The organism is Streptacidiphilus carbonis, assembly GCF_000787775.1.
Classification (GTDB): Bacteria; Actinomycetota; Actinomycetes; order Streptomycetales; family Streptomycetaceae; genus Streptacidiphilus; species Streptacidiphilus carbonis.
In genome coordinates this window covers 213,044-237,447 of record NZ_BBPM01000002.1, presented here as the reverse complement: position 1 = coordinate 237,447, position 24,404 = coordinate 213,044, and the positions used below count along the sequence as shown (strand labels likewise).

The 24,404-nt window shown below is 71.3% G+C and carries 24 protein-coding genes; 17 read left to right on the top strand and 7 right to left on the bottom strand.

Annotated features, from left to right (window positions below; translation table 11 throughout):
- The first annotated feature begins 19 nt into the window (after positions 1-19).
- From atpB to murA, 11 genes are all read left to right on the top strand, one after another.
- On the top strand, positions 20-829 hold the full coding sequence (atpB, locus tag TR46_RS02490) for a F0F1 ATP synthase subunit A (protein WP_042392637.1): 810 nt from the start codon (positions 20-22) through the stop codon (positions 827-829).
- 65 nt (positions 830-894) lie between these two features.
- Entirely contained in the window at positions 895-1,146 is a 252-nt protein-coding gene (gene atpE / locus TR46_RS02485) for an ATP synthase F0 subunit C (RefSeq protein WP_030257237.1), read from the top strand.
- A 40-nt stretch (positions 1,147-1,186) separates the two neighbouring features.
- Positions 1,187-1,735 (top strand): F0F1 ATP synthase subunit B, encoded by a 549-nt coding sequence (locus tag TR46_RS02480; protein ID WP_042392632.1) that lies wholly within the window; start codon positions 1,187-1,189, stop codon positions 1,733-1,735.
- Entirely contained in the window at positions 1,732-2,547 is an 816-nt protein-coding gene (locus TR46_RS02475; RefSeq protein ID WP_042392629.1) for a F0F1 ATP synthase subunit delta, read from the top strand. Before TR46_RS02480 ends, TR46_RS02475 begins: the two co-directional genes overlap by 4 nt.
- Positions 2,548-2,687: 140 nt before the next feature.
- A complete protein-coding gene (gene atpA, locus TR46_RS02470; protein ID WP_042392626.1) occupies positions 2,688-4,262 on the top strand; it encodes a F0F1 ATP synthase subunit alpha in 1,575 nt (524 codons plus the stop codon).
- A 28-nt stretch (positions 4,263-4,290) separates the two neighbouring features.
- Positions 4,291-5,202: a F0F1 ATP synthase subunit gamma gene (locus tag TR46_RS02465; RefSeq protein WP_042392624.1), complete on the top strand. Its 912-nt coding sequence runs from the start codon at positions 4,291-4,293 to the stop codon at positions 5,200-5,202.
- 2 nt (positions 5,203-5,204) lie between these two features.
- Positions 5,205-6,650, top strand: coding sequence for a F0F1 ATP synthase subunit beta (gene atpD / locus TR46_RS02460; RefSeq protein ID WP_042392622.1), 1,446 nt, complete (start codon positions 5,205-5,207; stop codon positions 6,648-6,650).
- A 166-nt stretch (positions 6,651-6,816) separates the two neighbouring features.
- The gene (locus TR46_RS02455; RefSeq protein WP_030257222.1) at positions 6,817-7,188 is read left to right on the top strand and encodes a F0F1 ATP synthase subunit epsilon; all 372 of its coding nucleotides are present in this window, start codon (positions 6,817-6,819) and stop codon (positions 7,186-7,188) included.
- A 165-nt stretch (positions 7,189-7,353) separates the two neighbouring features.
- On the top strand, positions 7,354-7,878 hold the full coding sequence (locus TR46_RS02450; RefSeq protein ID WP_042392619.1) for a DUF2550 domain-containing protein: 525 nt from the start codon (positions 7,354-7,356) through the stop codon (positions 7,876-7,878).
- A gap of 142 nt (positions 7,879-8,020) precedes the next feature.
- Positions 8,021-8,593 (top strand): cob(I)yrinic acid a,c-diamide adenosyltransferase, encoded by a 573-nt coding sequence (locus TR46_RS02445; RefSeq protein ID WP_042392617.1) that lies wholly within the window; start codon positions 8,021-8,023, stop codon positions 8,591-8,593.
- Positions 8,594-8,620: 27 nt separating this feature from the next.
- Entirely contained in the window at positions 8,621-9,955 is a 1,335-nt protein-coding gene (gene murA, locus TR46_RS02440; RefSeq protein ID WP_042392615.1) for a UDP-N-acetylglucosamine 1-carboxyvinyltransferase, read from the top strand.
- 132 nt (positions 9,956-10,087) lie between these two features.
- On the opposite strand, the gene TR46_RS02435 is transcribed toward murA, so the two are convergent.
- Positions 10,088-10,429 (bottom strand): hypothetical protein, encoded by a 342-nt coding sequence (locus tag TR46_RS02435; RefSeq protein ID WP_052432497.1) that lies wholly within the window; start codon positions 10,427-10,429, stop codon positions 10,088-10,090.
- Between the two features lie 206 nt (positions 10,430-10,635).
- Between TR46_RS02435 and TR46_RS02430 the strand changes: the two genes are divergently transcribed.
- From TR46_RS02430 to TR46_RS02420, 3 genes are all read left to right on the top strand, one after another.
- Positions 10,636-11,490: a 3-hydroxyacyl-CoA dehydrogenase family protein gene (locus tag TR46_RS02430; RefSeq protein ID WP_042392612.1), complete on the top strand. Its 855-nt coding sequence runs from the start codon at positions 10,636-10,638 to the stop codon at positions 11,488-11,490.
- Between the two features lie 216 nt (positions 11,491-11,706).
- Positions 11,707-12,048 carry an STAS domain-containing protein gene (locus TR46_RS02425; RefSeq protein WP_042392610.1) on the top strand — a complete coding sequence of 114 codons (342 nt, stop codon included), beginning with the start codon at positions 11,707-11,709 and terminating at the stop codon, positions 12,046-12,048.
- Between the two features lie 186 nt (positions 12,049-12,234).
- Complete coding sequence (locus tag TR46_RS02420) at positions 12,235-14,751, top strand: hypothetical protein (protein WP_052432496.1); 2,517 nt, start codon at positions 12,235-12,237, stop codon at positions 14,749-14,751.
- 51 nt (positions 14,752-14,802) lie between these two features.
- Here TR46_RS02420 and nucS read toward each other — a convergent pair whose 3' ends face one another.
- Entirely contained in the window at positions 14,803-15,462 is a 660-nt protein-coding gene (gene nucS, locus TR46_RS02415) for an endonuclease NucS (RefSeq protein WP_042392608.1), read from the bottom strand.
- A 504-nt stretch (positions 15,463-15,966) separates the two neighbouring features.
- Between nucS and TR46_RS02410 the strand changes: the two genes are divergently transcribed.
- Positions 15,967-16,359 (top strand): SCO5389 family protein, encoded by a 393-nt coding sequence (locus tag TR46_RS02410; RefSeq protein ID WP_042392606.1) that lies wholly within the window; start codon positions 15,967-15,969, stop codon positions 16,357-16,359.
- A gap of 89 nt (positions 16,360-16,448) precedes the next feature.
- On the opposite strand, the gene TR46_RS02405 is transcribed toward TR46_RS02410, so the two are convergent.
- The gene (locus TR46_RS02405; RefSeq protein WP_042392790.1) at positions 16,449-17,564 is read right to left on the bottom strand and encodes an LLM class flavin-dependent oxidoreductase; all 1,116 of its coding nucleotides are present in this window, start codon (positions 17,562-17,564) and stop codon (positions 16,449-16,451) included.
- A 383-nt stretch (positions 17,565-17,947) separates the two neighbouring features.
- On the opposite strand from TR46_RS02405, the gene TR46_RS02400 reads away from it, so the two are divergent.
- Positions 17,948-18,286 (top strand): Rv1322 family protein, encoded by a 339-nt coding sequence (locus TR46_RS02400; protein ID WP_042392602.1) that lies wholly within the window; start codon positions 17,948-17,950, stop codon positions 18,284-18,286.
- A 114-nt stretch (positions 18,287-18,400) separates the two neighbouring features.
- Here TR46_RS02400 and TR46_RS02395 read toward each other — a convergent pair whose 3' ends face one another.
- The gene (locus TR46_RS02395; protein ID WP_042392599.1) at positions 18,401-19,168 is read right to left on the bottom strand and encodes an ABC transporter permease; all 768 of its coding nucleotides are present in this window, start codon (positions 19,166-19,168) and stop codon (positions 18,401-18,403) included.
- A 1-nt stretch (position 19,169) separates the two neighbouring features.
- The gene (locus TR46_RS02390) at positions 19,170-20,207 is read right to left on the bottom strand and encodes an ABC transporter ATP-binding protein (RefSeq protein WP_042392598.1); all 1,038 of its coding nucleotides are present in this window, start codon (positions 20,205-20,207) and stop codon (positions 19,170-19,172) included.
- Positions 20,208-20,335: 128 nt separating this feature from the next.
- Here TR46_RS02390 and TR46_RS02385 point away from each other — a divergent pair, with 128 nt between their 5' ends.
- Positions 20,336-21,136: an alpha/beta fold hydrolase gene (locus TR46_RS02385; protein WP_042392596.1), complete on the top strand. Its 801-nt coding sequence runs from the start codon at positions 20,336-20,338 to the stop codon at positions 21,134-21,136.
- Between the two features lie 104 nt (positions 21,137-21,240).
- Here the strand turns inward: TR46_RS02385 and TR46_RS02380 are convergent, their stop codons facing one another.
- On the bottom strand, positions 21,241-22,176 hold the full coding sequence (locus tag TR46_RS02380; RefSeq protein ID WP_042392594.1) for a coiled-coil domain-containing protein: 936 nt from the start codon (positions 22,174-22,176) through the stop codon (positions 21,241-21,243).
- 130 nt (positions 22,177-22,306) lie between these two features.
- Positions 22,307-24,404: polarized growth protein Scy-related protein (locus tag TR46_RS42035; protein ID WP_042392591.1), on the bottom strand; the 2,098-nt coding region annotated here is incomplete at its 5' end.

Below are 24,404 nucleotides of genomic sequence, written 5' to 3'. Positions count from 1 at the left end.
CACGACGAAGGAGTCACGGGTGAGTACCCACAAGCTGCTCGCTGAGAGCGGGTGTCACATCACGCCTTCGGGCTGTGGATTCCCCGCGCCGGGTCTCAACTCGTTCAACTTCAAGCCGATCTTCAGCATCGGCAGCTTCGACTTCACCAAGCCGATGCTCCTCGCGCTCATCTGCATGGTGATCGTGGTCGGGTTCTTCTGGGCGGCCTTCAGCAAGCCCAAGCTCGTCCCCGGCAAGCTCCAGCTCGTCGGTGAGATCGGCTACACCTTCATCGCCCGCGGCATCGCCCGCGATGTGATCGGCAAGAAGGGCGACAAGTTCGTTCCCTTCCTGACCTCGATCTTCTTCTTCGTGTGGATCATGAACATCATGTCCATCATCCCGCTCGCCCAGTTCCCGGTGGCCTCGCGCTTCGCGTACCCGGTGGCACTGGCGCTGCTGGTGTGGCTGACGTACATGTACCTGACGTTCAAGACCCACGGCTTCAAGGGCGGCGTCAAGAACCTGGTCTGGATGGAAGGGCTGCCCAAGCCACTCATCCCGCTGATCGTGTTCCTGGAGTTCCTGCAGAACGTGATCACCCGTCCGTTCACCCTCGCGGTGCGGCTCTGGGCGAACATGTTCGCCGGACACATGCTGATCGTGATGTTCAGCGTCGCCAGCTGGTACCTGCTCACCCCGTCGATCATGACGGCCTTCGCGGGCGGCTCGTTCATCCTCGCCGTCGGCATGACCGCCTTCGAGGTGCTGATCCAGTTCCTGCAGGCCTACATCTTCACGCTGCTCACCTCTCTGTACATCAGCGGAGCGCTTGAAGAGGGTCACTGACCCACCCCCACCAGACTTCCGCTGGGAAGCCCCCCAGCGGATCGCATCAAAGGAAGACAGGGAAAATGTCTGCCGCTCTCGAGACCATCAACCTCGCTGCCTCCACCGGCGTCAAGGGCAACCTCGGCGCCGTGGCCTACGGTCTGGCCGCCATCGGCCCCGGCGTGGGCATCGGTCTGGTCTTCGGCCACTCGATCGAGGCCATGGCCCGTCAGCCCGAGGCTATGCCGATCATCCGTCAGAACATGTTCCTGGGCTTCGCGCTCTGTGAGGTTCTGGCTCTCCTCGGCCTGGTCGTCCCCTTCATCTTCAGCTAAGCCGACCAGCCAGTAGCCACACTCGACGAAAGGTTCAGACATGCTGAAGTTCATGGCGGAGGGGGCGGCGCAGAACCCGCTGATCCCCGACACCGCGGAACTGATCATCGGCCTGCTCTGCTTCTTCATCGTCTTCGGCGTCCTCGGCAAGAAGCTTCTGCCCAACATCCAGAAGACTCTGGACGAGCGGCACGACGCGATCGAGGGTGGCCTGGAGCGGGCGGAGAAGGCGCAGGCGGAGGCCAACCGCACGCTGGAGGAGTACAAGGCCCAGCTCGCGGAGGCCCGTCACGAGGCCGCTCGGATCACCGAGCACGCCCGTGAGCAGGGTGCTGTGATCATCGCGGAGATGAAGGAAGAGGGCCAGCGCCAGCGCGAGGCCATCATCACCGCCGGTCACGCCCAGATCGACGCGGACCGCCGCCAGGTGACGACGGCACTGCGCCAGGACGTCGGCCGCATCGCGACCGACCTGGCCGGCCGGGTCGTCGGCGAGTCCCTGGAGGACTCCGCACGGCAGAGCCGTATCATCGACCGCTTCCTCGACGAGCTCGATGCGAAGGCCAGTGAGTCTGCGGGTGCCAAGTGAGCAACGCCACGCGTCAGTCGAACGCCGCAGCCCGTGAGCGCCTGGAGGCCCTGACCGACAGCGCGTCGGTCGACCTGAAGGCGCTCGGTGCGGACCTGCTGGCCGTGACCGGGCTGCTGGACCGCGAGGTCGGGCTGCGCCGGACCCTGACCGACCCGGCGACCTCCGGTCAGCGCAAGGCCGACCTGGTCACCGCGCTGCTCGGCGGCAAGGTCGGTGCGGAGACGCTCGACCTGGTCTCCGGCATGGTGCGGTCGCGCTGGGCCTCCTCACGGGACCTGGTCGACGGCATCGAGCAGCTGGCCGCCTTCACCGAGATCATCGCCGCCGACAAGGCCGGCGCGCTGGACGAGGTCGAGGACGAGCTGTTCCGGTTCGGCCGGGTCGTCGCGAGCAGCCCCGAGCTGCGTGCCGCGCTCACCGACAGCGCCGTGGACGGGCCCGCCAAGACGGGACTGGTCAAGCGGCTGCTGGACGGCAAGGCCAAGGCCGAGACCGTGCAGCTGGTCGGCGCTCTGGTCAGCCAGCCGCGTGGACGTAGCCTGGAAGGCGGCCTGGAGGAGTACTCCCGGCTCGCTGCCAGTCGGCGGGAGCGCGTGGTCGCCCTGGTCACCGCGGCCGTGCCGCTGTCCGACGTCCAGAAGGAGCGCCTCGGCGCCTCGCTGGCGCGGATGGTCGGACGCCAGGTGCACCTGAACATCGACGTGGACCCCTCGGTCCTCGGCGGCGTTCGGATCCAGATCGGCGACGAGATCATCGAAGGCACCATCGCGAGCCGTCTCGACGGCGCGCGGCAGGGCCTGGCGGGTTAAGCACAGCGGGCTTGTGCCCATGCAGCATCCGACCCTCGGTCGGTAAGAAGCGGTCAGTCCACACAGCTGGCCGAGAGTCGAATACTTGCGGCCCTCCACGGGCGGGCCGAGGATCGCAACTAGGAGAGCAGGGAACCCAGATGGCGGAGCTCACGATCCGGCCGGAGGAGATCCGGGACGCGCTGGACAACTTCGTCCAGTCGTACCAGCCGGACGCCGCCTCGCGTGAAGAGGTCGGCACGGTCGTCTACACGGCTGACGGTATCGCCCGAGTCGAGGGCCTGCCCTCGGTCATGGCGAACGAACTGCTGAAGTTCGAGGACGGTACCCTCGGCCTCGCACTGAACCTCGACACCCGCGAGATCGGTGTCGTCGTCCTCGGCGAGTTCAGCGCAATCGAGGAAGGCCAGACGGTCCGCCGTACCGGCGAGGTCCTCTCGGTCCCCGTGGGCGAGGGCTACCTCGGCCGCGTCGTGGACCCGCTGGGCCAGCCGATCGACGGCCTCGGCGAGATCGCCTCCAGCGGCCGCCGCGCCCTGGAGCTGCAGGCCCCCGGCGTCATGGTCCGCAAGTCGGTGCACGAGCCGATGCAGACCGGCATCAAGGCCATCGACGCGATGACCCCGATCGGCCGCGGCCAGCGCCAGCTGATCATCGGCGACCGCCAGACCGGCAAGACCGCGGTGGCGATCGACACGATCATCAACCAGCGCGACAACTGGCGCTCGGGCGACCCGAAGAAGCAGGTCCGCTGCATCTACGTCGCCATCGGCCAGAAGGGCTCCACCATCGCCTCCGTGCGCGGTGCGCTGGAGGAGGCGGGCGCGCTGGAGTACACCACCATCGTGGCTGCCCCGGCGTCCGACCCGGCCGGCTTCAAGTACCTCGCCCCGTACACCGGTTCGGCCATCGGCCAGGAGTGGATGTACGACGGCAAGCACGTCCTCATCATCTTCGACGACCTGTCGAAGCAGGCCGAGGCCTACCGCGCCGTCTCCCTGCTGCTGCGCCGCCCGCCGGGGCGCGAGGCCTACCCGGGTGACGTCTTCTACCTGCACTCCCGTCTGCTGGAGCGTTGCGCCAAGCTGTCGGACGAGCTGGGCGCGGGCTCGATGACCGGTCTGCCGATCATCGAGACCAAGGCCAACGACGTCTCGGCGTACATCCCCACCAACGTGATCTCGATCACCGACGGCCAGTGCTTCCTGGAGTCCGACCTGTTCAACGCCGGCATCCGCCCGGCCGTGAACGTCGGTATCTCGGTCTCCCGCGTCGGTGGCTCGGCCCAGATCAAGGCCATGAAGTCGGTCGCCGGACGCCTGCGTCTGGACCTGGCCCAGTACCGCGAGCTGGAGGCGTTCGCCGCCTTCGGTTCCGACCTGGACGCGGCGTCCAAGGCCCAGCTGGAGCGCGGCTCCCGCCTGGTCGAGCTGCTGAAGCAGGGTCAGTACCAGCCGTTCCCGATCGAGGAGCAGGTCGTCTCCATCTGGGCCGGCACCACCGGTCAGCTGGACGAGGTCCCGGTCGAGGACATCCGCAAGTTCGAGCGTGAGTTCCTGGACTTCCTGCGCCGCGAGCACAAGGGCGTCCTGACCACGATCGTCGAGACCAGCAAGCTCGAGGACGGCACGATCACCTCCCTGACCGAGGCCATCACCTCGTTCAAGAAGGAGTTCACCACCTCCCAGGGCGCGCTCCTCGGCGACTCGGCCTGACGAGAGACGGAAAGGACGGTAACGACCCATGGGAGCACAGCTTCGGGTCTACAAGCGCCGGATCCGCTCTGTCACCGCGACGAAGAAGATCACCAAGGCGATGGAGATGATCTCCGCGTCGCGCATCATGAAGGCGCAGCGCGCGGTGGCCGCCTCCTCCCCCTACGCGGACGAGCTCACCCGGGCGGTGACCGCGGTGGCGACCAAGTCCAACGCCAAGCACCCGCTGACCACCGAGCCGGAGAACGCGGTCCGCGCGGCGGTGCTGGTCATCACCGCTGACCGCGGTCTGGCCGGCGGCTACTCCACCAACGCCCTCAAGGCGTCGGTGGCGCTGGCGGAGCGGCTGCGGGCCGAGGGCAAGCAGGTCGACATGTACGTCGTCGGCCGCAAGGGCGTGGGCTACTTCGGCTACCGCGACCAGCCGGTCGTGGAGGCCTGGACCGGCTTCTCGGACAAGCCGACCTACCAGGACGCCAAGACGGTCTCGGCCCAGCTGATCGACGCCTTCGTGACGGAGACGGCCGAGGGCGGCGTGGACGAGCTCCACCTGGTCTCGACCGAGTTCGTCTCGATGCTCACCCAGAACCCGGTGGACGTCCGTCTGCTTCCGCTGAGCCTGGCGGAGACGCAGGAGAACGCCAAGGAGCAGGGACCCTTCCCGCTCTACGACTTCGAGCCGTCCGCGGAGGGTGTGCTGGACGCACTCCTTCCCCGGTACGTCGAGAGCCGGATCTACAACGCGCTGCTGCAGTCGGCCGCCTCGGAGCACGCCGCCCGCCGCCGTGCGATGAAGAGCGCGACCGACAACGCGGGAGAGCTCATCAAGTCGCTCTCGCGACTTGCCAACTCGGCCCGACAGGCCGAGATCACCCAGGAAATCAGCGAGATCGTCGGTGGCGCCACCGCCCTGGCCGACGCGAACGCGGGGAGAGACTGACAATGACTGCCACTGTTGAGACCGCGACGGCCACCGGCCGTGTCGCGCGGGTCATCGGGCCGGTCGTCGACGTGGAGTTCCCCGTCGACGCCATGCCCGAGATGTTCAACGCCCTCAAGGTCGAGATCGACGCGCCGGACGGTACCGGTCGCAAGGTCCTGACCCTCGAGGTCGCCCAGCACCTCGGCGACGGCCTGGTCCGCGCCATCTCCATGCAGCCCACCGACGGCCTGACCCGCGGTGCGGGTGTCGTGAACACCGGCGGCGCCATCTCGGTGCCGGTCGGCGACATCACCAAGGGCAAGGTCTTCAACGCCCTCGGCGAGGTCCTGAACACGGACCGCGCGGAGTTCGACGCCCAGGTCGAGACCCGCTGGCCGATCCACCGCACCGCCCCGCGCTTCGACCAGCTCGAGTCCAAGACCGAGATGTTCGAGACCGGTATCAAGGTCATCGACCTGCTCACCCCGTACGTCCAGGGTGGCAAGATCGGCCTGTTCGGCGGCGCCGGTGTCGGCAAGACGGTGCTCATCCAGGAGATGATCTACCGTGTCGCCGAGAACTTCGGTGGTGTGTCGGTCTTCGCCGGTGTCGGCGAGCGCACCCGTGAGGGCAACGACCTCATCGAGGAGATGAAGGACTCCGGCGTTCTGGACAAGACCGCGCTGGTCTTCGGCCAGATGGACGAGCCCCCGGGCACCCGTCTCCGCGTCGCCCTGTCCGCACTGACCATGGCGGAGTACTTCCGCGATGTGCAGGGCCAGGACGTGCTGCTCTTCATCGACAACATCTTCCGGTTCACCCAGGCCGGTTCCGAGGTGTCGACCCTGCTCGGCCGCATGCCCTCCGCGGTGGGCTACCAGCCGAACCTGGCCGACGAGATGGGCCTCCTGCAGGAGCGCATCACCTCGACCCGCGGTCACTCGATCACCTCCATGCAGGCGATCTACGTCCCCGCGGACGACCTGACCGACCCGGCCCCGGCCACCACCTTCGCCCACCTCGACGCGACGACGGTCCTTTCCCGTCCGATCTCCGAGAAGGGCATCTACCCGGCCGTGGACCCGCTGGAGTCCTCGTCCCGCATCCTGGACCCGCGCTACATCACCCAGGAGCACTACGACACCGCCCTGCGCATCAAGGGCATCCTGCAGAAGTACAAGGACCTGCAGGACATCATCGCGATCCTCGGTATCGACGAGCTGAGCGAGGAAGACAAGACCACCGTCTACCGCGCCCGCCGCATCGAGCGCTTCCTCTCGCAGAACACCTACGTGGCGAAGCAGTTCACCGGCGTCGACGGCTCGACCGTCCCGCTCGACGAGACCATCCACGCGTTCAACGCCATTGCCGACGGCAAGTACGACTCCACTCCGGAGCAGGCGTTCTTCATGTGCGGTGGCATCGAGGACCTGGAGCGCAACGCCGCCGAGCTGGCCAAGAAGTAATCCTTCCTGGTCGGCCTGGCAGGTGCTGAGGGGCGGCCCCGTACGGGACCGCCCCTCCGTTCTTACCCTGCAGTCCAGCCCCCGATTGCACTCTTGATCGGCTGGACCGTTATTCTTTCCGCAACCCGGGCTTCACGGCACGGGCATCAAGACCGAGGAGCCCACTGTGGCTGAGCTGCACGTCGAGCTGGTCGCGGCCGACCGCAAGGTCTGGTCGGGCGAGGCCACGATCGTCCTTGCCCGTACCAAGTCCGGTGACATCGGCATCCAGGCCGGGCACCAGCCCGTGCTGGGCGTGCTGGAGTCCGACCCGGTGACCATCCGCCAGGCGGACGGCACCACCGTCGTCGCGGCGGTGCACGGCGGCTTCCTGTCCTTCGCGGACAACAAGCTGTCGGTGCTCGCCGAGGTGGCCGAGCTCGCCGAGGACATCGACGTCGAGCGCGCCGAGCGGGCGCTGGCGGCGGCCAAGGCCGAGACGGAGGCCGGCGCCGCGCGCCGCGCCGAGGTCCGGCTGCGGGCGGCGTCCGGCCGCTAGGCGCCGATTGCACGACCGGTCCCGGGGCACGCGAGTGACCCCGGGACTGCTGTATCTGCTTGGCCGACCGTCGTACGGGAGAACGAGAGTTACTCCTGGGACGGAACGGGCGTTGACTAGGCACGGCATGGATTGTGGGCCGGCAGGCGAGGGAGGTGGCAGGGCGTGGTCCTCGTTGTGGTGATCGTCGTGGCGGTGCTGCTGGCCGCCCTGCTCGGCCTGGGCGCGTTCGCCATGCGGCGGCGGCTGATCCAGCGGGTCGGCGGGACGTTCGACTGCTCGGCTCGGTTGCGGGTGCCGGTGCTGGACGCCGTCCCGGTGCCGGACGTCTCGCCGGACGCGCCGCTTCCCTCGGGCTCCGCCCCGGACCCGTCCGGCTCGGCCGCGGACAACGGCGGGAAGGGCTGGCTGTTCGGGATCGCGCGGTACAACCGGGACTCGGTGGAGTGGTTCCGGGTCTTCAGCTACTCGCCCCGGCCGCGGCGGGTGCTGCAGCGGTCCCGGATCGAGGTGCTGCACCGGCGGACCCCCGTCGGGCAGGAGGAGCTGGCGCTGCTTTCCGGGGCCGTCGTGCTGGTGTGCCGGCACGCGGGGGAGCCGCTGGAGCTGGCGATGAGCGAGGACGCCCTGACGGGGTTCCTCGCGTGGCTGGAAGCGGCGCCTCCCGGGCAGCGGGTCAACGTCGCCTGAGCGGGTGCAGGTCTGTGCATGGTTTCTGTTCGCGCAGTTCCCCGCGCCCCTAACCAATTGCAACTGAGCCAGTTGCAGCCCCCAGGGGCGCGGGGAACTGCGCGACAAGCCACGCACTGAGGTGCGCGATACGCTCCGACCTATGGTCAACCTCACGCGTATCTACACCCGCACCGGCGACGACGGGACCACCGCCCTCGGCGACATGAGCCGGACTGCCAAGACGGATCCGCGGATCTCCGCGTACGCGGACAGCAACGAGGCCAACGCCGCCATCGGGGTGGCCCTCGCCTGCGGTGGCCTGACCGACGAGGTCACGGCGGTGCTGACGCGGGTTCAGAACGATCTGTTCGACGTCGGCGCCGACCTCTGCACCCCTGTGGTCGAGGACCCGAAATATCCCCCGCTGAGGGTTTTGCAGAGTTATATCGACCGCCTTGAACAGGACTGCGACCGGTTCAACGAGGAACTGGAGAAGCTCCGCAGCTTCATCCTCCCCGGCGGCACCCCCGGTGCCGCCTACCTGCACGTCGCCTGCACCGTGGTCCGCCGTGCGGAACGCAGCACCTGGGCGGCGATCGAGGCGCACGGCGACAGCATCAACCCGCTTGCCGCGACTTACCTGAACCGGCTCTCCGACCTGCTGTTCATCCTGGCCCGGACCGCCAACAAGGCAGTCGGGGACGTGCTCTGGGTGCCGGGGGAGAACCGTTAGGCCGCTGTCCCCCCGTACGATGCCGGGATGGAACGGTTGCGAGTGGTGGGCGGCGCGAGGCTGGTGGGCCGGGTGCGGGTGCCCGGGGCCAAGAACAGTGCGCTGAAGCTGATGGCCGCCGCGCTGCTGGCGCGGGGGGAGACCCGGCTGGAGAACCTGCCGCGGATCCTCGACGTGGAGATCATGGCGGAGCTGCTGCGGCGGATGGGCTGCACGGTGACCCTGGAGTGGTCGACAGAGCCCGGGTCCTCGGGGGTTCGGGGGTCGTCCCCCGGGGTGTCGCAGCATTCCGGCACTGCGGTCATCGACGTGCCGGCCGAGCCCGGGCACGAGGCCGACTACGACCTGGTGCGCCGGATGCGGGCCTCGATCGCGGTCCTGGGGCCGCTGCTGGCCCGCTGCGGACAGGTGCGGGTGGCCCGGCCCGGCGGGGACGCCATCGGGTCGCGCGGGCTGGACATGCACATCGACGGGCTCACCAGGCTGGGCGCCGTGATCACCAACGAGCACGGCTTCCTGGTGGCCTCCGCGCCGGACGGCCTCACCGGTGCCACCGTCGAGCTGGACTTCCCCAGTGTCGGGGCGACCGAGAACATCCTGATGGCGGCGGTGCTCGCGGAGGGCGCCACGGTCATCGACAACGCGGCGCGTGAACCGGAGATCGTCGACCTCTGCCTGATGCTGCAGGCGATGGGCGCCAAGATCGGCGGCGCGGGCAGCTCCACCATCGAGGTGCAGGGCGTCCCGAGCCTGTCCCCGGTGACCTACGAGACCGTCCCGGACCGGATCGTCGCCGGGACCTTCGCGGTGGCTGCCGCGATGACGCAGGGCGACATCACCGTCGAGCACGCCCGCGCCGAGCACCTGCGGATCGCCCTGGACAAGATCACCGCCTGCGGTGCCGAGGTCGTCGACATGCCGGACGGGTTCCGGGTGGTGATGGACCGTCGGCCCAGCGCGGTGGACGTGGTCACCCTGCCGTACCCGGGCTTCGCCACCGACCTGCAGCCGCAGTTCGCGGCGCTGAACGCGGTGGCCGAGGGCGTCGCGATGATCACCGAGAACATCTTCGAGGCGCGGTTCGTCTTCCTGCAGGAGCTGGCCCGGCTCGGCGCACAGGTGCGCACGGACGGGCACCACGCGGTGCTCCGCGGCGTCCCCCGGCTCTCCGGGGCGCCGGTGCAGGCGACCGACGTACGGGCCGGTGTGGGCCTGGTGCTGGCCGGGCTGGTCGCCGAGGGGGTGACCCTGGTCACCGAGATACACCACATCGACCGCGGCTACGCCGGCCTGGTGGAGCAGTTGAACGGGCTCGGCGCCGAGGTGACCCGCGAGGCGGATCCGGACTCGGCCGCGTTCTGACTGCTGCGGCATGTGCCTGGTTGGTCGCGCAGTTCCCCGCGCCCCCAGCGGGCTGCAAGTGGCCCGGTTGCAAACGTCCAGGGGCGCGGGGAACTGCGCGACCAGCCCACCGCACGCCGCAACCGGGAACGGTCAGCACCCCGCCGGCCCGCCGCCGTCCTTCTGCGGCTCACGCAGCAGCCGCCGGGCGCTGGCGGCCGAGTCGGGCCAGACCATCAGCCGCGGGCCCTGGGTGGTGTCCACCACCGTGCAGCGGATGCCCGCCGACTCCAGGACGGCGGTCAGCCGCACGCTCTCGGCGGCGTCCGCCGGGGCGGCGACCGGGACCAGCAGACCGTACTCGCCCGGGTCGCCGCGTCGGGGGGTGCGGGCCACCAGCGACCGCCCCCTGCGCGGGGTCCAGGTCCAGCGCAGCAGCAGCACCAGGACCACCAGCAGCACGACGGGGACGGCCAGTTGGACGACGGGATCCATTCCGCCCATGGTGACCCTCCCGGTCCGCCCCGAGTAGCTGCTGCCAGTATGGCTCCGCCGCGTCCCGGCGTGCCAGCGGACTGGTGAGCTTCGCCACTGGAGGGCGTTGCACCGTCGCCGGGTGCGGGTCGGTGCCGTTAGATTCAGCCCACGGCCCCGTCACCCTCGGCGCCGTCGAACGCAGAGATCTACCGAAGGACACCACAGTGGCCAAGCAGATCGCCGTCATCGGAGCCGGCCTGATGGGCTCCGGCATCGCCCAGGTCGCCGCGCAGGCGGGGTACGAGGTCGTGCTCCGGGACGTCACCGACGCCGCGCTGACCCGGGGGCTGGACGGCATCAAGTCCTCCTACCAGCGCTTCACCGCCAAGGGGAAGCTCTCCGAGGAGGACGCCGGGGCCGCGCTGGCGCGGATCAGCACCACCACCGACCTGGACGCGGTGGGCTCCGCCGACCTGGTGGTGGAGGCGGTGTTCGAGCAGTTGGAGGTCAAGCAGGAGCTGTTCGCGGCGCTGGACCGGATCGCCCGGCCCGGTGCGGTGCTGGCGTCCAACACCTCGGCCATCCCGATCACCCGGATCGCCGCCGCGACGGAGCGTCCGGAGTCCGTGGTGGGCACCCACTTCTTCTCGCCCGTGCCGATGATGCAGCTCTGCGAGCTGGTCCGCGGCTACAAGACCAGCGACGAGACGCTCGCCGCGGCACGGGAGTTCGCGGAGGGCGTGGGCAAGACCTGTGTGGTGGTCAACCGCGACGTGGCCGGCTTCGTCACCACCCGGCTGATCTCGGCGCTGGTGGTGGAGGCGGCCAGGCTCTACGAGTCCGGCGTCGCCACCGCGGAGGACATCGACGCCGCCTGCCGGCTCGGCTTCGGCCACGCCATGGGCCCGCTGCAGACCGCCGACCTGACCGGGGTGGACATCCTGCTGCACGCCACCAGGAACATCTACACCGAGACCCAGGACGAGAAGTTCGCACCGCCGGAGATCATGGCCCGGATGGTCACCGCGGGGGATCTCGGCCGCAAGAGCGGGCGCGGCTTCTACGGTTACCAGGACTGAGATCGCAAGGGCCGGGTGAGCGCCGGGTGAGCTTCCTCACCTGGTGCTGTGCAGCTGGACGCGCTGGACGATAATCGTGCGCAGTTCCGCTTCGGGAAGGGAAGTCCTCACCCGAAGGAGTGAATTCGCATCAGATTTCGCCGTGGCCAGCAACCCTGGCACCTGGTTCCGCGTCAGATGAGAGAAGCATCAGTTCAACGCCACGGAGGAGCACGTATGCGGATCAGGGGTGACCATACCCTGCTGGCCATCGAGGGACGCCTCGATGTGCGCTCCGCGGCCGACGCGCGCTCGGTGCTGCACCAGGCCGTCGACTACGGGCTCGGCGATCTGGTCCTGGACCTCTCCCGACTGGAGTCCTGGGACGCCACCGGGCTCGGTGTGATCATGGGCACCCACCGCAGGGCCGGCCGCGGCGGTCGCCGGCTGGTCCTGCGCGGGGTGCCGGCGCAGCTGCAGCGGCTGCTGGTGGCGACCCGGCTGCACCGCATCCTCGCCATCGAGGGATACGTCCCCGAGGCCTTCGCCGCCGAGCCGGCCGTCTCCTCGGCCCAGTAGCTCCCCGCCGCACAGTCCGCACTGCCGGTGACTTTCAGCCGTGCAGTATGAATTTCGGATAACGGTGTCCTGCAGACTCTCGCCCCGGCGTGTACCGCTGCGACAGAGTGTGCGAAAGTCCGGGGACCGGTGAGCTCATTGGGACACGTGTAGGGCCCGGGCCGGGACGGCTCGGAGCGAAAGAGGATGATGAACCCACACCAGGTGGGCGGTGGCGCGGACCAGGACGGGCGCCCCTCGCACGACACCGAGTCCCCGACGATCGCCTTCATACCCGCGGCCGACCCGGCTGCCCCGTACGCCGGCGCCGCCTCCACCGAGCTGGCCAGGGTCGCCCACACCAAGGAACTGGAACCGGCCACCCCCGTGGGCGGTTCCGCCGAGGCCGGCGCCGACGGCAGCAGGCGGGCGGGCACCGTGGTGTCCGGCGAGCTGCGCCTGGACGTGAACGCGCCGGACGGCAGCAGCGCCGCGGACTGCCCGCCGGACCGGCGCCCCCAGGCCGTGCCGGCCCCCGTGGACGCCACCCTCCGCCCCCGGACCGTCAGCGGCCTGCTGGAGCGGGACGCCCTGTGCGAGCGGCTGCGCGGGCAGCTGCTCGAAGGCCGCTCGGTCCGGCTGGTCGGCGCGCCGGGATCGGGCCGCACGGCCATCCTGGACGCGGTCGCCGCCGCCTGCTCCGGACTGGCCCCGGCCGGCGTGGTCCGGCTCAGCGGCTGCTACCGCACCCCGGCCGACCTGCTCCAGGACCTGTTCGCGGCCGCCTACGACGCCCCGGGCTACCGGCCGGGACGCGCCCTCGCGCCCGAGATCATGCGCGACCTGTGCGCCATCGTGGTCATCGACGACGTCGAGTTCGGCGGCGAGGCGCTGGAGGAGCTGATCGCGGCCGCGCCGGAGAGCTCCTTCCTGATCGGCTCCACCCCGGCGGCGGCCGGCCCGGTCTCCGACGGCGCCGGCGAGAACCGGCGGCTGGAGGACAACCGGCTCCCCGGGCTGTCCCGGCAGTCCTCGCTGGCCCTGCTCGCCCGGCTGGCCGGGCGCACCCTGGACGACACCGAGCGCGCCTGGGCCGTCGACCTCTGGTTCGAGTCCGAGGGCCTGCCGCTGCGCTTCGTCCAGGCCGCCGCGCTGCTGCGGCACCGCGAGGCGGCCATCGAGGCGATGGCGGCGTTCGCCCCCGAGGAGGACGGCTCAGGAGCCGCGCCGCAGCTGATGCCCGGCAGCTTCGAGGCCTACCTGCGGCAGCACGGCGGCGCCGACGGCGGCCCTGTGGCGGGCGGGTCCGGGGAGGCGCTTCCTGATCCGGTGCCGCTGCCCTCCGTGGCCGAGAGCGCCGCTCCGGCGCTGCGGATCGCACGCGGGCTCAGCTCCGGCGCCCGGCGCACCCTGCTGCTGGCGGCCGGGCTCGGCGGGGTCTGTCCCAGCGCACCGCACCTGCCCGCGCTGATCGACGTCGGCCACGGTGAGGCGGCGCTGGAGGAACTGGTCGAGGCCGGACTCGCCACCCCGACCGGCGTCCACCACCGGCTGGTCGAGGGCGTCGCCGGACCGGTCGCCGCCGAATGGCCGGTCGAGACCGCCCTGCGGGCCGCGGCCCAGCACTTCACCTGGTGGACCGGGCACGCCTCGGTGACGGAGCAGCAGATCGCCGACGAGGCCGAGGTGCTGCTGGCCACCATGCACGCCGACCGCGATGCCGGCCGGCACCGCCAGGTCGTGCTGCTGGCCCGGGCCTGCGCGCCGGCCTTCGCGCTGGCACTGCGCTGGGGGGCGTGGGAACGCGCGCTGCGCTTCGGCCTGGAGTCGGCGCGGCAGACCGCCGCGGTGGCCGAGGAGGCCTGGTTCCACCACGAACTCGGGGTGCTGGCGCTGTGCGTCGGCGCCCACGACCGGGCGCGCGCCGAACTGGAGGCCTCGGTGGCCCTGCGCGGCGCTCTGGGCGACGCCAGGGGAACGGCGGCGGGTCGGGCCGCCCTGCGCCAGTTGGACAGCCAGGCGGCCCGTCAGGGCCGCCGCATGGTGGCAGTGAGCGGTCGCGGCAGCGCCGGCCTGACCGGCCTGCGCCGGGTACTCCCGTTCTCCCGGCCCGCGCTGCTGCGCCAGGTGCAGCGGCGCACGTTGGCCGACCACTCGCTGTCCCGGCGTCAGATCGTGCTGGCCGCGGCCGCCGTGGTGCTGATGGGCGGTCTGGGGGCGGCCGCGGCCTACGGGATCGGGGCCTTCCAGCAGACCGGCGCCAGTGTAGGTTCGCTGGATCCGGCAGCCACGGACGCACCGCCGCTGAGCACCGGGTCGGCCGACCCGGGCGGGGCGCCGTCGGCCGGTGCCTCCGCCTCCGCGAGCGCCTCGGCCTCCGCTTCCGGCTCGGCGTCCGCGTCGGCCTCGGGCAGTGCGACGTCGGGCCCCACCGGGGCCGGTTCGCAGAGCCCGAGCGCCGGATCGGGGTCGACCGGCGGCAGTTCGGGGCAGAGCGGCACCTCCCCGAGCGCCCCGGTCAGCTCCAGGCCGAGCGGCCACTCGCCGAGCCCGACGCTGAGCCCGAGCACCCCGCCCAGTCCGTCGACGTCGTCCAGCAGTTCGCCGTCGAGCAGTTCTTCCACCTCCCCGAGCGCCTCGGCCAGTGCCTCGGCCTCGGGCAGCTCGGGGATGTCCGCGGCCAGCACCATGGTGGAGCAGGGCGCGTCCCCCTCGGTCTCCTAGGCGGGGACTCCTTGGCGGTGACTCCCCGGCGGGGACTCCCAGGTCGGACTCCTAGAACAGCTTGAGCTTGTCGTCCTCGATGCCGCGCAGCCCGTCGTAGTCCAGGACCACGCAGTGGATGCCGCGGTCCGCGGCCAGCACCCGGGCCTGCGGCTTGATCTGCTGCGCGGCGAAGACGCCCTTCACCGGCGCCAGCAGCGGGTCGCGGTTCAGCAGTTCCAGGTAGCGGGTGAGCTGCTCCACACCGTCGATCTCGCCGCGGCGCTTGATCTCCACCGCGACGGTGACGCCCTCGTCGTCGCGGCACAGGATGTCCACCGGGCCGATGGCGGTCGGGTACTCACGGCGGATCAGCTTCCAGCCGGCGCCGAGCACCTCCATCCGGTCCGCCAGCAGCTCCTGGAGGTGCGCCTCCACGCCGTCCTTGATCAGGCCGGGGTCCACGCCCAACTCGTGCGAGGAGTCCAGCAGGACCTCCTCCAGGGTGATGATGAGCTTCTCCCCGGCCTTGTTCTCCACGGTCCACCGGCCGTCCTCCTCCTTGAGGGTGCAGGGCGGTGACATCCAGTTGAGCGGCTTGTAGGCGCGGTCATCGGAGTGGATCGCGACGCTGCCGTCGGATTTCACCAGGATGAGCCGGGGGGCGGAGGGCAGGTGGGCGGTGAGCCGTCCCGCGTAGTCGACGGAACAGCGGGCAATCACGAGACGCATGGCCGACCACGCTAGCCCACCGGAGCCATTCGAAGCGATTCGGTCAGCAGACAGTGATCCTTCAGAACGGAGAGTACCCGTCCCCGCGTTCTGGACATACAACGGGCTGCGCATATGGTGCGTGCGCACACGGTGCCCTACGGTGAGTCACGGGGCGTGACGGAGAGGGGGGATGGGATGGACGATCGCACCGACCTGTCTCGATGGTAGGGATCTGGCCGGACTAGGGCCGGAATGTATGGTTCCGCCCCCTGCGCGAACTTTCCCTGCGAACCTGTTCTGTACGTCTCCCTCTGCTCTCTGGACAACCAGGGCACAGGAGTTGGACACACAGATGTGTACGCACCAGGGCCGGGTGCCCTCCCGGTCCGGTGCGTGCCCGTCGCCGGCAACCAGTACCAACGGCACAGCACCATGGCACAGCACCTTCGCACAGCAGCGCCCCCGCGCTGTGGCACCACCTCGGGAGCCGTCCGGCCCACGAGGTCCGCGAGAGGAGAACCCATGTCGCTCGACGTCTCACCGGCCCTGCTCGAGAAGGCCGAGCGAGGCGAGGTCGACGAGAGGGAATTCGTCGACTGCGTCCGTAACTCCCTGCCCTACGCCTGGGCACTGATCAGTTCGCTGGTCGCCCAGCAGAAGGTCGACGGCAGCGAGTTCGCCGACAACCAGGTCCCGCCACCCTCGGAGCAGGCACGTGGCCAGCTGCTCCGCGCGATGGCGAGTGATGCGATCCGGGGATCGCTGGAGCGGCACTTCGGTGTCCGCCTGGCGTTCCAGAACTGCCACCGGGTCGCGGTGTTCCCGCCCGGCCCTGGGTCGGAGGCCCGGTACGCCCTTTTCACCTCCGTGCGCGCGCAACTGCTCAACCAGTCCGAGGAACTCAGGGACTGCTGAGCCGCAACGCGACCATCCGGTCCGCCGACGCACCCCCCGGTGTCGGCGGACCCGCGCTGTCTCGGCCCGGTTCACTGCGGGCCCTCCCGTCAGGCCAGCAGCGGCAGGACCTCTGAGCCCAGCCGTTCCACGTTGCGCAGCGTCAACTCCCGGTCGCCGGAGCCCTCCACCAGCAGGGCGAAGCGCCGCACCCCGGTCCGCTCGGCGGTGGCCGCCAGCCGGTCGGCGCAGAGCTTGGGCGTGCCCACCGCGTGCAGGTCGCAGAGCAGCTCGGTGTACTCGTGCGGGTCGCGCATCCGCCGCTCCCGGCCGTCCACGGTGCGGTGCGCGGACAGGCCGTAGTGCAGCCAGCCGGGCATCGACTTGAGCAGCACCCGGCGTGCCTCCGCGCCGCTGTCCTCGATCTGGGCCACACCTGCCGCCATGTGCTCGGCCTCGATCCGCTCGATCTGCTCCGGGGTCCGCCCGGCCTCGCGGGCCGCGGTCCGGTAGGCGGCGACCATGGCGGCCTTGTCCTCGTCGCCGGAGTGCATCCCCAGCAGCATCGGCAGGCCGCGCTCGGCGGCCAGCCGGACCGTGCCCATCGAGGTGCAGGCCACCGTCACCGGCGGGCCCTGGCCGGCCGCGCCGGGGCGCGCGTCCGTGTGCTCCGGGCGGGCGCCCGCGTACTCCGGGCCGCGAGCGCTGCCGACGGACGGGAGCGGCAGCGGCTGCTCGGTGGCCCTGGGCACCACGGCCACCTCGGGGAAGCTGTAGCGGGGCCCGGAGGCGCCCACCCTGGCCGAGCGCAGCCACCGCAGCAGCAGGTCCAGCGACTCGGTGAAGCCGCTCTCGTAGGCCTCCGCACCGGCGCCGAAGACGTCCAGGTCCACCCAGGGTCCGCCGCGGCCCACGCCGAGGGTGAACCGGCCGCCGGAGGTGAGGTGCAGCAGTGCGGCCTGCTCGCCCAGCGCCACCGGGTGCTGGGTCGGCAGCACGCTGACGGCGGTGCCGACCCGGATCCTGCGGGTGCGGCCGAGCAGCAGCGCGGCGAGCGTGGTGGCCGAGGGGCAGACGCCGTAGGGCACGAAGTGGTGCTCGGCCAGCCAGACGCCGTCCAGCCCGGCGTGCTCGGCGGCGACGGCGGCCGAGACCGCCCGGTCCAGTGCCTCGGCGTGGCCCTGGCCGGGGAACTGCGCCGCGAGCAGGAAGGCGCCGGTACGGATCGGCCCCGGCCCGCTGCGGACCGCGGCGGGGACGGTGCGCTGGCGCGGCAGCCGCAGCCTGGGCCCGAGGGCGGGCGCGGCGACGTCAGGAGCGACAGCGTTCCTGGTCACGGCGGTGCGGACGGTTCTGGTCCTGCTGGGCATGAGGGATTCAACTCCTAGGTCCCGCGGGGAACTTCGGTCCCGCATCTCCCTCTGGAGTAACTCATGTCATGTGCCGCTGGCACACGGATTCGGGCCCGGGAGCCCGATAACGGGTGGAATTGGGGTCGCACCCTGGATCTACGGGCGATCTTGTGCTAAAGGGGAATCCGGGACGCTATCGTTGGATTCGCCGGTCCCCGCTACGGGTTCCAGCATGCCCCGTCTACCCAGGGAGTCCCGTGTCACCGCGCCGAAGCCGCCCCCGGAGGAGTGAGCAGTCGGAACCGCGTTCGGGCGGCTACGGCGGGCTGGGCTGGACCCTGGGCCAGACCGACAGCTACGGCGGCGAGGACTGGCAGGTCCGTCCGGTGGCCGGGGACAGCGGGAAGTCCTACCGGTGTCCCGGCTGCGACCAGGAGATCCCGCCGGGGGTGGGGCACCTGGTGGTGTGGCCGCTGTCCTCCGTGAGCGGGACGGCCGGGGTGGACGACCGCCGGCACTGGCACCGGGCCTGCTGGAACGCCCGGGAGCGCCGCGGGGCGGCGGTGCAGCGGGGGCGGAACGCCCCGCGGTACTAGGCGGTGCCGGGGGGTTCCCGGCTGCGGACCGTGGGCTGCTTGTCGCGCAGTTCCCCGCGCCCCCGGACAGTGCAACGTGCCCACGGCGGGTCGGTCGCAGACCCGTACTCCGTCCTACGCGTCCCGCCTTTTGAGCAGCGCGTACCCGCCGACGAGGCAGGCGGCCACCCAGGCCAGGCAGATGAAGAGGCCGGCGGTGGGGCCGTAGGGGACCGAGTTGTCGCCGACCACGCGGGCCATCTGGGTGCCCGCGATGTCAGGGAAGTAGTGGGCGACCGTCTTGACCTTGGGGACGTTGGACAGGATCGGCGAGATCAGGAAGAAGAAGGGCATCAGCAGGCCCAGCGAGAGTACGGGCTTGCGGAGCATGAAGCCCACGCCCAGGGACAGCAGGGCGATGAAGGTCATGTAGAGGGCGGCCCCGACGACCGCGCGCAGCACATGGGTGGACCCGATCGAGGTGCCGTGGTCGCCGAGCAAGGCCTGGCCCAGGAAGAAGGTGACGAAGCAGGTCACCAGGGCCACCGGCAGCACCAGCACCAGCACCACCACCGTCTTGGCGAGCAGCAGGGTGATCCGCTGGGGCACGGCGGCCAGGGTGGCCCTGATCATTCCGCTGCTGTACTCGTTGCCGACCACCAGCACCGCGAAGACGATCACCGCCAACTGGCCCAGGTAGATGCCGGAGAAGCTGGTGGAGGTGGCGTCGAAGGTCAGCCGGTCCCGGTCCGACATGCTGTTCCACTGGCTGTTGGTGACCGCGGAGATCACCGCACCCAGGCCCACCGTCACCACGAAGGCCACCAGCAGGGTGATCCAGGTGGACCTGACCGTCCTGACCTTGGTCCATTCGGAGAACAGCACCGCGCTGAAGTCGCCCATCTCAGCTCTCCTTCCGGCGCTTGCCGCTGGTCCGGTTCCACTGCGCGCCCCAGCCGCCGCTGTCGGCGGCCCCGGTGCGCGCAACCCCGGCGTCCTCGGGTGGCGGGGGGGCGGTCCCGTCGGCGCTCGGGTGGATGTCGCCGGTCCGGTACTCCACCGAGTCCGCGGTCATCTGCATGAAGGCCTCCTCCAGCGACGCCCGCTGGGGGCTGAGTTCGTGCAGTGAGATGCCGTGGTCCCGGGCCAGGTCGCCGATCTGGGCCGGGTTGCCGTCGATGACCTCGAAGCCGCCCTCGGCCAGGGGCCTGGTGCTGATCCGCGCCATCGCCAGCGCGTCCAGCAGCGCCTCCGGCTGCGGGGTGCGGACCCGGACGAAACCGTGCGAGTTCTGGTCGATGAAGTCGTTCATCGACAGGTTGGCGAGCAGCCGGCCCTGGCCGATGACCACCAGGTGATCCGCCGTCAGTGCCATCTCGCTCATCAGGTGCGAGGAGACGAAGACCGTGCGGCCCTCCTGGGCGAGCGACTTCATCAGGTTGCGGACCCAGAGGATGCCCTCGGGGTCGAGGCCGTTGACCGGCTCGTCGAACATCAGGATCTTCGGGTCCCCGAGCAGCGCGGCGGCGATGCCCAGCCGCTGGCCCATGCCCAGCGAGAACCCGCCGGACTTCCGCTTGGCGACCTCGCGCAGGCCCACCAGGCCCAGCACCTCGTCCACCCGTCCGGCCGGGATCCGGTTGCTCCTGGCGAGCCACAGCAGGTGGTTGTACGCCGTCCGGCCCGGGTGCACCGCCTTGGCCTCCAGCAGGGCGCCGATGTGCTTCAGCGGCTGGTGGAGCTGGTGGTAGGCCCGACCGTCGATGGTGACGCTGCCGCTGGTGGGGCGGTCCAGGTCCAGCATCATCCGCATGGTGGTGGACTTGCCGGCGCCGTTGGGGCCGAGGAACCCGGTGACCACACCCCGCGGGACCTGGAAGCTGAGACCGTCCACGGCCAGCGTGCTCCCGTACCGCTTGGTCAGCTGGTGGACCTCGATCATCCCTGCTCCTCACTCCGCCCGCCGTGGTCACTGTGCGTCAGACTAGGACAATCAGGACAAAGATGCTGAATGATAGGGCCGACCGGTCGCTCCCGGGCATCGGCGGCGTACCCGCATAGGCTGCTGGCATGACCGATCGCATCTCCGTACGTGAGGCCGGCCACGGCACTCCGCTCGTGCTGCTGCACGCCTTTCCGCTGTCCTCCCGGATGTGGCGGGACCAGTTGGACGAGTTGCCCGGGGCCGACGGCTCCGGGGCCCGGGTGCTCGCCGTGGACCTGCGCGGCTTCGGCGGTACCGAGCTGGGCGAGGACGAGCCCTCGCTCGACCTGCTGGCCGACGACGTGGCGCTGCTGCTGGACCGCGCCGGGATCGAGCGGGCGGTGGTCGGCGGCCTGTCGATGGGCGGCTATGTCGCCATGGCGCTGGCCCGCCGCCACCCGGACCGGCTGTCCGGGCTGCTGCTGGCCGACACCAAGGCCACCGCGGACACCGACCAGGCCCGGGCCAACCGCGAGCGGATCGCGGCCGCGGTGCTCGCCAGGGACAGCGTGCGGCTGCTGGTGGACGAGCAGGTGCCGTCGCCGCTGCTCGGCGCCACGTCGGTGCAGGAGCGGCCCCGGCTGGCCGAGCGGGTGCAGGCCATGGTCGAGGAGGCCTCGCCCGAGGCGGTGGCCTGGGCCCAGCGGGCGATGGCGTCCCGCCCGGACTCGCTGGACGTCCTGGCCGAAGTCCGGGTGCCGGCGCTGGTCGTGGTCGGGGAGGAGGACGCGATCACCCCGCCGGGCGACGCCGAGGCGATGGCCGCGGTGCTGCCCGACGTGGTCCTGACGGTCCTCCCGGCGGTCGGGCACCTCTCGGCGATCGAGTCGCCGGACGCCTTCAACTGGGCGGTACGGGGGCTGCTGGCCCGGGTGGAGGGGGAGTAGCCGCGGGCTGTGCATGGCTGCGCGACCAGCCGGCTACGGTCCGCAGACGAAGGCCCGGTCCGCACCCCCAGGAAAGCGGGCGGACCGGGCCTTCGCGGAGAGGGTCAGCGCGACTGCTGCGCGGGCACCCCGCGGGTCAGCGAGTCGTCCTCGGGCAGGGTCGCCGCGGCGACGGCCGCACCCGTGAGGGTGGCGAGCATCTCGCGGACATTGGTGAGCTGGGCGTTGATGCTGTCCCGACGGTTCGTCAGGGCGGCCAGCTCGCGCTCGGACTCGCTGCGGATACGGTCGGCCTTGGCGTTGGCGTCCGCGACGATGTCCTCGGACTGGCGCTGGGCCGTCTCGACCGTCTGGCGCGCGCGGCGCTCGGCGTCCGTCCGCAGCTTCTCCGCCTCCAGGCGGAGCTGCTCGGCGCGGTGCTCGATCTCCGCGAGGCGCTTCTCGGCCTTGGCCTGACGGGCCGCCAGATCGCGCTCGGACTGCTCGCGACGCTTGGCCAGGTTGGTCTCGAAGTCCGCGGCGGCCTGGGCCGCCTTGGCGCGGGTCTCCTCGAAGAGGGCGTCGGCCTCCTCGCGCTTGTTCTGCGCGTCCTTGGTGGCCTCGGCACGGAGTTGGGTCGAGTCGCTCTTCGCCTTGTCGACGATGCGCTGGCCCTCGTCCTCGGCCTTGGCCTTGCGGTCCTTGGCGTAGGTCTCGGCCTCGCTGCGGACCTGCTGCGCGGCGGCCTCGGCGAGCTCGCGGTGCTGCTCGGCGGCGCGACGGGCCTCCTCGCGCAGGTCCTTCGCCTCCTCCTCGGCCAGGCGCAGGATCTTCTCGACGCGTGCGCCGAGACCCGCGTACGACGGCTCCGAGTCGGTGACCTGGGCCTGCGCGTTCTGCGTTTCGAGGTGGAGTTCCTCGATCCGCTTCTCGAGGGCGGTGATGCGGGCGAGGGCGCTGTCCCGGTCTGCGACCAGCTTGCTGATGCGCTCGTCGACCTGAGCACGCTCGTACCCGCGGCGCACGGTGTCGAAGCCGTGCGGAGAGTGTGGATCGCTCATGGGGTGGAGTTCCTGTCGTATGCCCGGTGAGGTGTGAGGTGAATAGGCGAATCCTGGCACGGATTCGGAGTGTCATCGGCTGAAAGCCCATGAAGAGTGGAGAATGTCCGCTCAATCGAGTGGTGCGGCGTCACTGCGCTTGTCCCCCAGACGGGCTTCCGCCGGCCCGGGTGGAACCCGCGCCGACTCCCGCCGGGGAACTGCCCCTGCCGCCCCGACCGCCCCCGTCGGACCCGTTGGTACCGCCCCCGTTGTTCTTGCCCGCCCCGGACCCTGACGGAGCCTCGAAGGACTCCAGGGCCTGCAGGACATCCTGCACCCGAGCGATCTCGGTGTTGATGTCCTTCCTGCGGTTGACGAGCTCGTCGAGTTCACGACGGCCCTCGTCGGTGATCCGCTGGGCCTCCGCCAGCGCCTCGTCGGTGAGCTGCTCGGACTCCTCGCGGGCCCGGGCGATCTCCTCCTGCGCGGCCTGGACGGCTTCCTTGCGGATCCGCTCCGCGGCCTCGGCGGCAGCGGCACGCAACTGCTCCGCCTCGGTCCTGGCCGTGGCCAGGTGCTCCGCGGCCTCGGCTTCGCGGGCCTCCGCCGTGGCGGTGGACCCGCTGAGCTTCTGCTCCGCCTCCTTCAACAGCGCCTCCGCCTTGCGGACGGCTGCCAGGCGGACCTTGCTCGCCTCCGTCGACGCTTCGGACTGCGTCTCCGCAGCCTCCCGCTCGGCGGCGGCGACAAGCTCTCCGGCCTTCTCCTCGGCGTCGGTGACCAGCTTGGCCGCCCGAGCCTGCGCCTCGGCGAGGGCCTTGGCGGCCCGCTGCTGGGCGTCGTCGACCTGCTCGGTGGCCGCGGCCACCAGCTTGTCCACGCGTTCACCGGCGGCCTTCATGGCCTCGGCGGACTCCTTGCGGGCCCGCTCGTGCAACGCGGTGGTCTCGGCGTCGGTGCGGTCCCGCAGCTCCTCGGCGCGCTCCCGTATGGCGGTGGCGTCCCTGCGGGCCTCCACCAGCATCACGTCCGCGTCGGCGCGGGCCCGCTCGACCAGCGCCGCGCCCTCGGCCGCGCCCTCGGCGGCCAACCGCTCGGCCTCCTTGCGGGCGGCCGAGACCATGGCGTCGGCCTGCTCCTCGGCGGCGGCGGTGGTCGCAAGCGCCGCGGTCTCGGCGTCGCCGGTGACCGACTCCGCCAGGGCCTGTGCCTCTTCGACGAGCCGCGCCGCCTCGGCCAGTCCCGCCGCCCTGACCGCTTCCGCCTCGGCGCGCAGCTCTGCGGCGTCGGCCTGCGCCCGGGCCAGCTCGGCCGCCGCCTCGGCGCGCACCTGCGCGCCCTCCTGGGCGGCCAGTTCGCGGATCTGCGCGGCCTCGGCCGCGGCCTGCTCGCGGGTCTCCTCCGCTGCCGCCGCGGTGCTCTCACGCAGCTCGGCGGCCTCCCGCTCGGCGGTGGCGCGCAGCTGTGTGGTCTGGTTCTCCGCGGCCTCGTACATCCCGGCCACGGACTGCCGTACCTGGGCCGCCTCGTCCTCGGCGGCCGCGACCGCCGCGGCGGCGACCTGCTCGGCCTCGGCCCGCACTCGGGCGGCCTCGGTGGTCGCCAACTCCCGTACCTGCTGGGCCTCCCGCTCGACGTCCTCGCGCAGCTCGGCCCGCTCCCGCTCGGCCCGCGCGCCGAGCTCGGCGATCTCCGCCTTCAGCTGTCCGGCCTCATCCCGGGCCGCCGCCAGCAGTTCGGCCCGCTCGGCCTCGCCCGCTGCCGCAGCCTCAACCGCCTCGATCCGCAGCCGCTCCGCCTCCGCCTGCGCGGCGCCCAGCAGTTCGGCCCGTTCGGCCTCGTTCCGCGCCGCAGCCTCAACCGCCTCGATCCGCAGCCGCTCCGCCTCCGCCCGTGCGGAGCCCAGCAGTTCGGCCCGCTCGGCCTCGCCCCGCGCCGCAGCCTCAACCGCCTCGGCCCGCAGCCGTTCCGCCTCCGCCCGTGCGGAGCCGAGCAGTTCGGCCCGTTCGGCCTCGCCCTGCGCGGCCGCCTCGGCGACCTCGGCGCGCAACCGGTCGATCTCCTCGGCCTGCCGCCGGGCCTCGGACTCGGCGGCGGACCGCACGCCCTCGCCCTCGGCGGCGGCCTCGGCCCGCATCCGCTCGGCGTCCGCCTGGGCCGCGCCCAGCAGCTCGCCGCGCTCCCGCTCGCCCTGCGCCGCGGCCTCGGCTGCCTCGGCCCTGATCCGCTCGGCGTCGGCCCCGGCC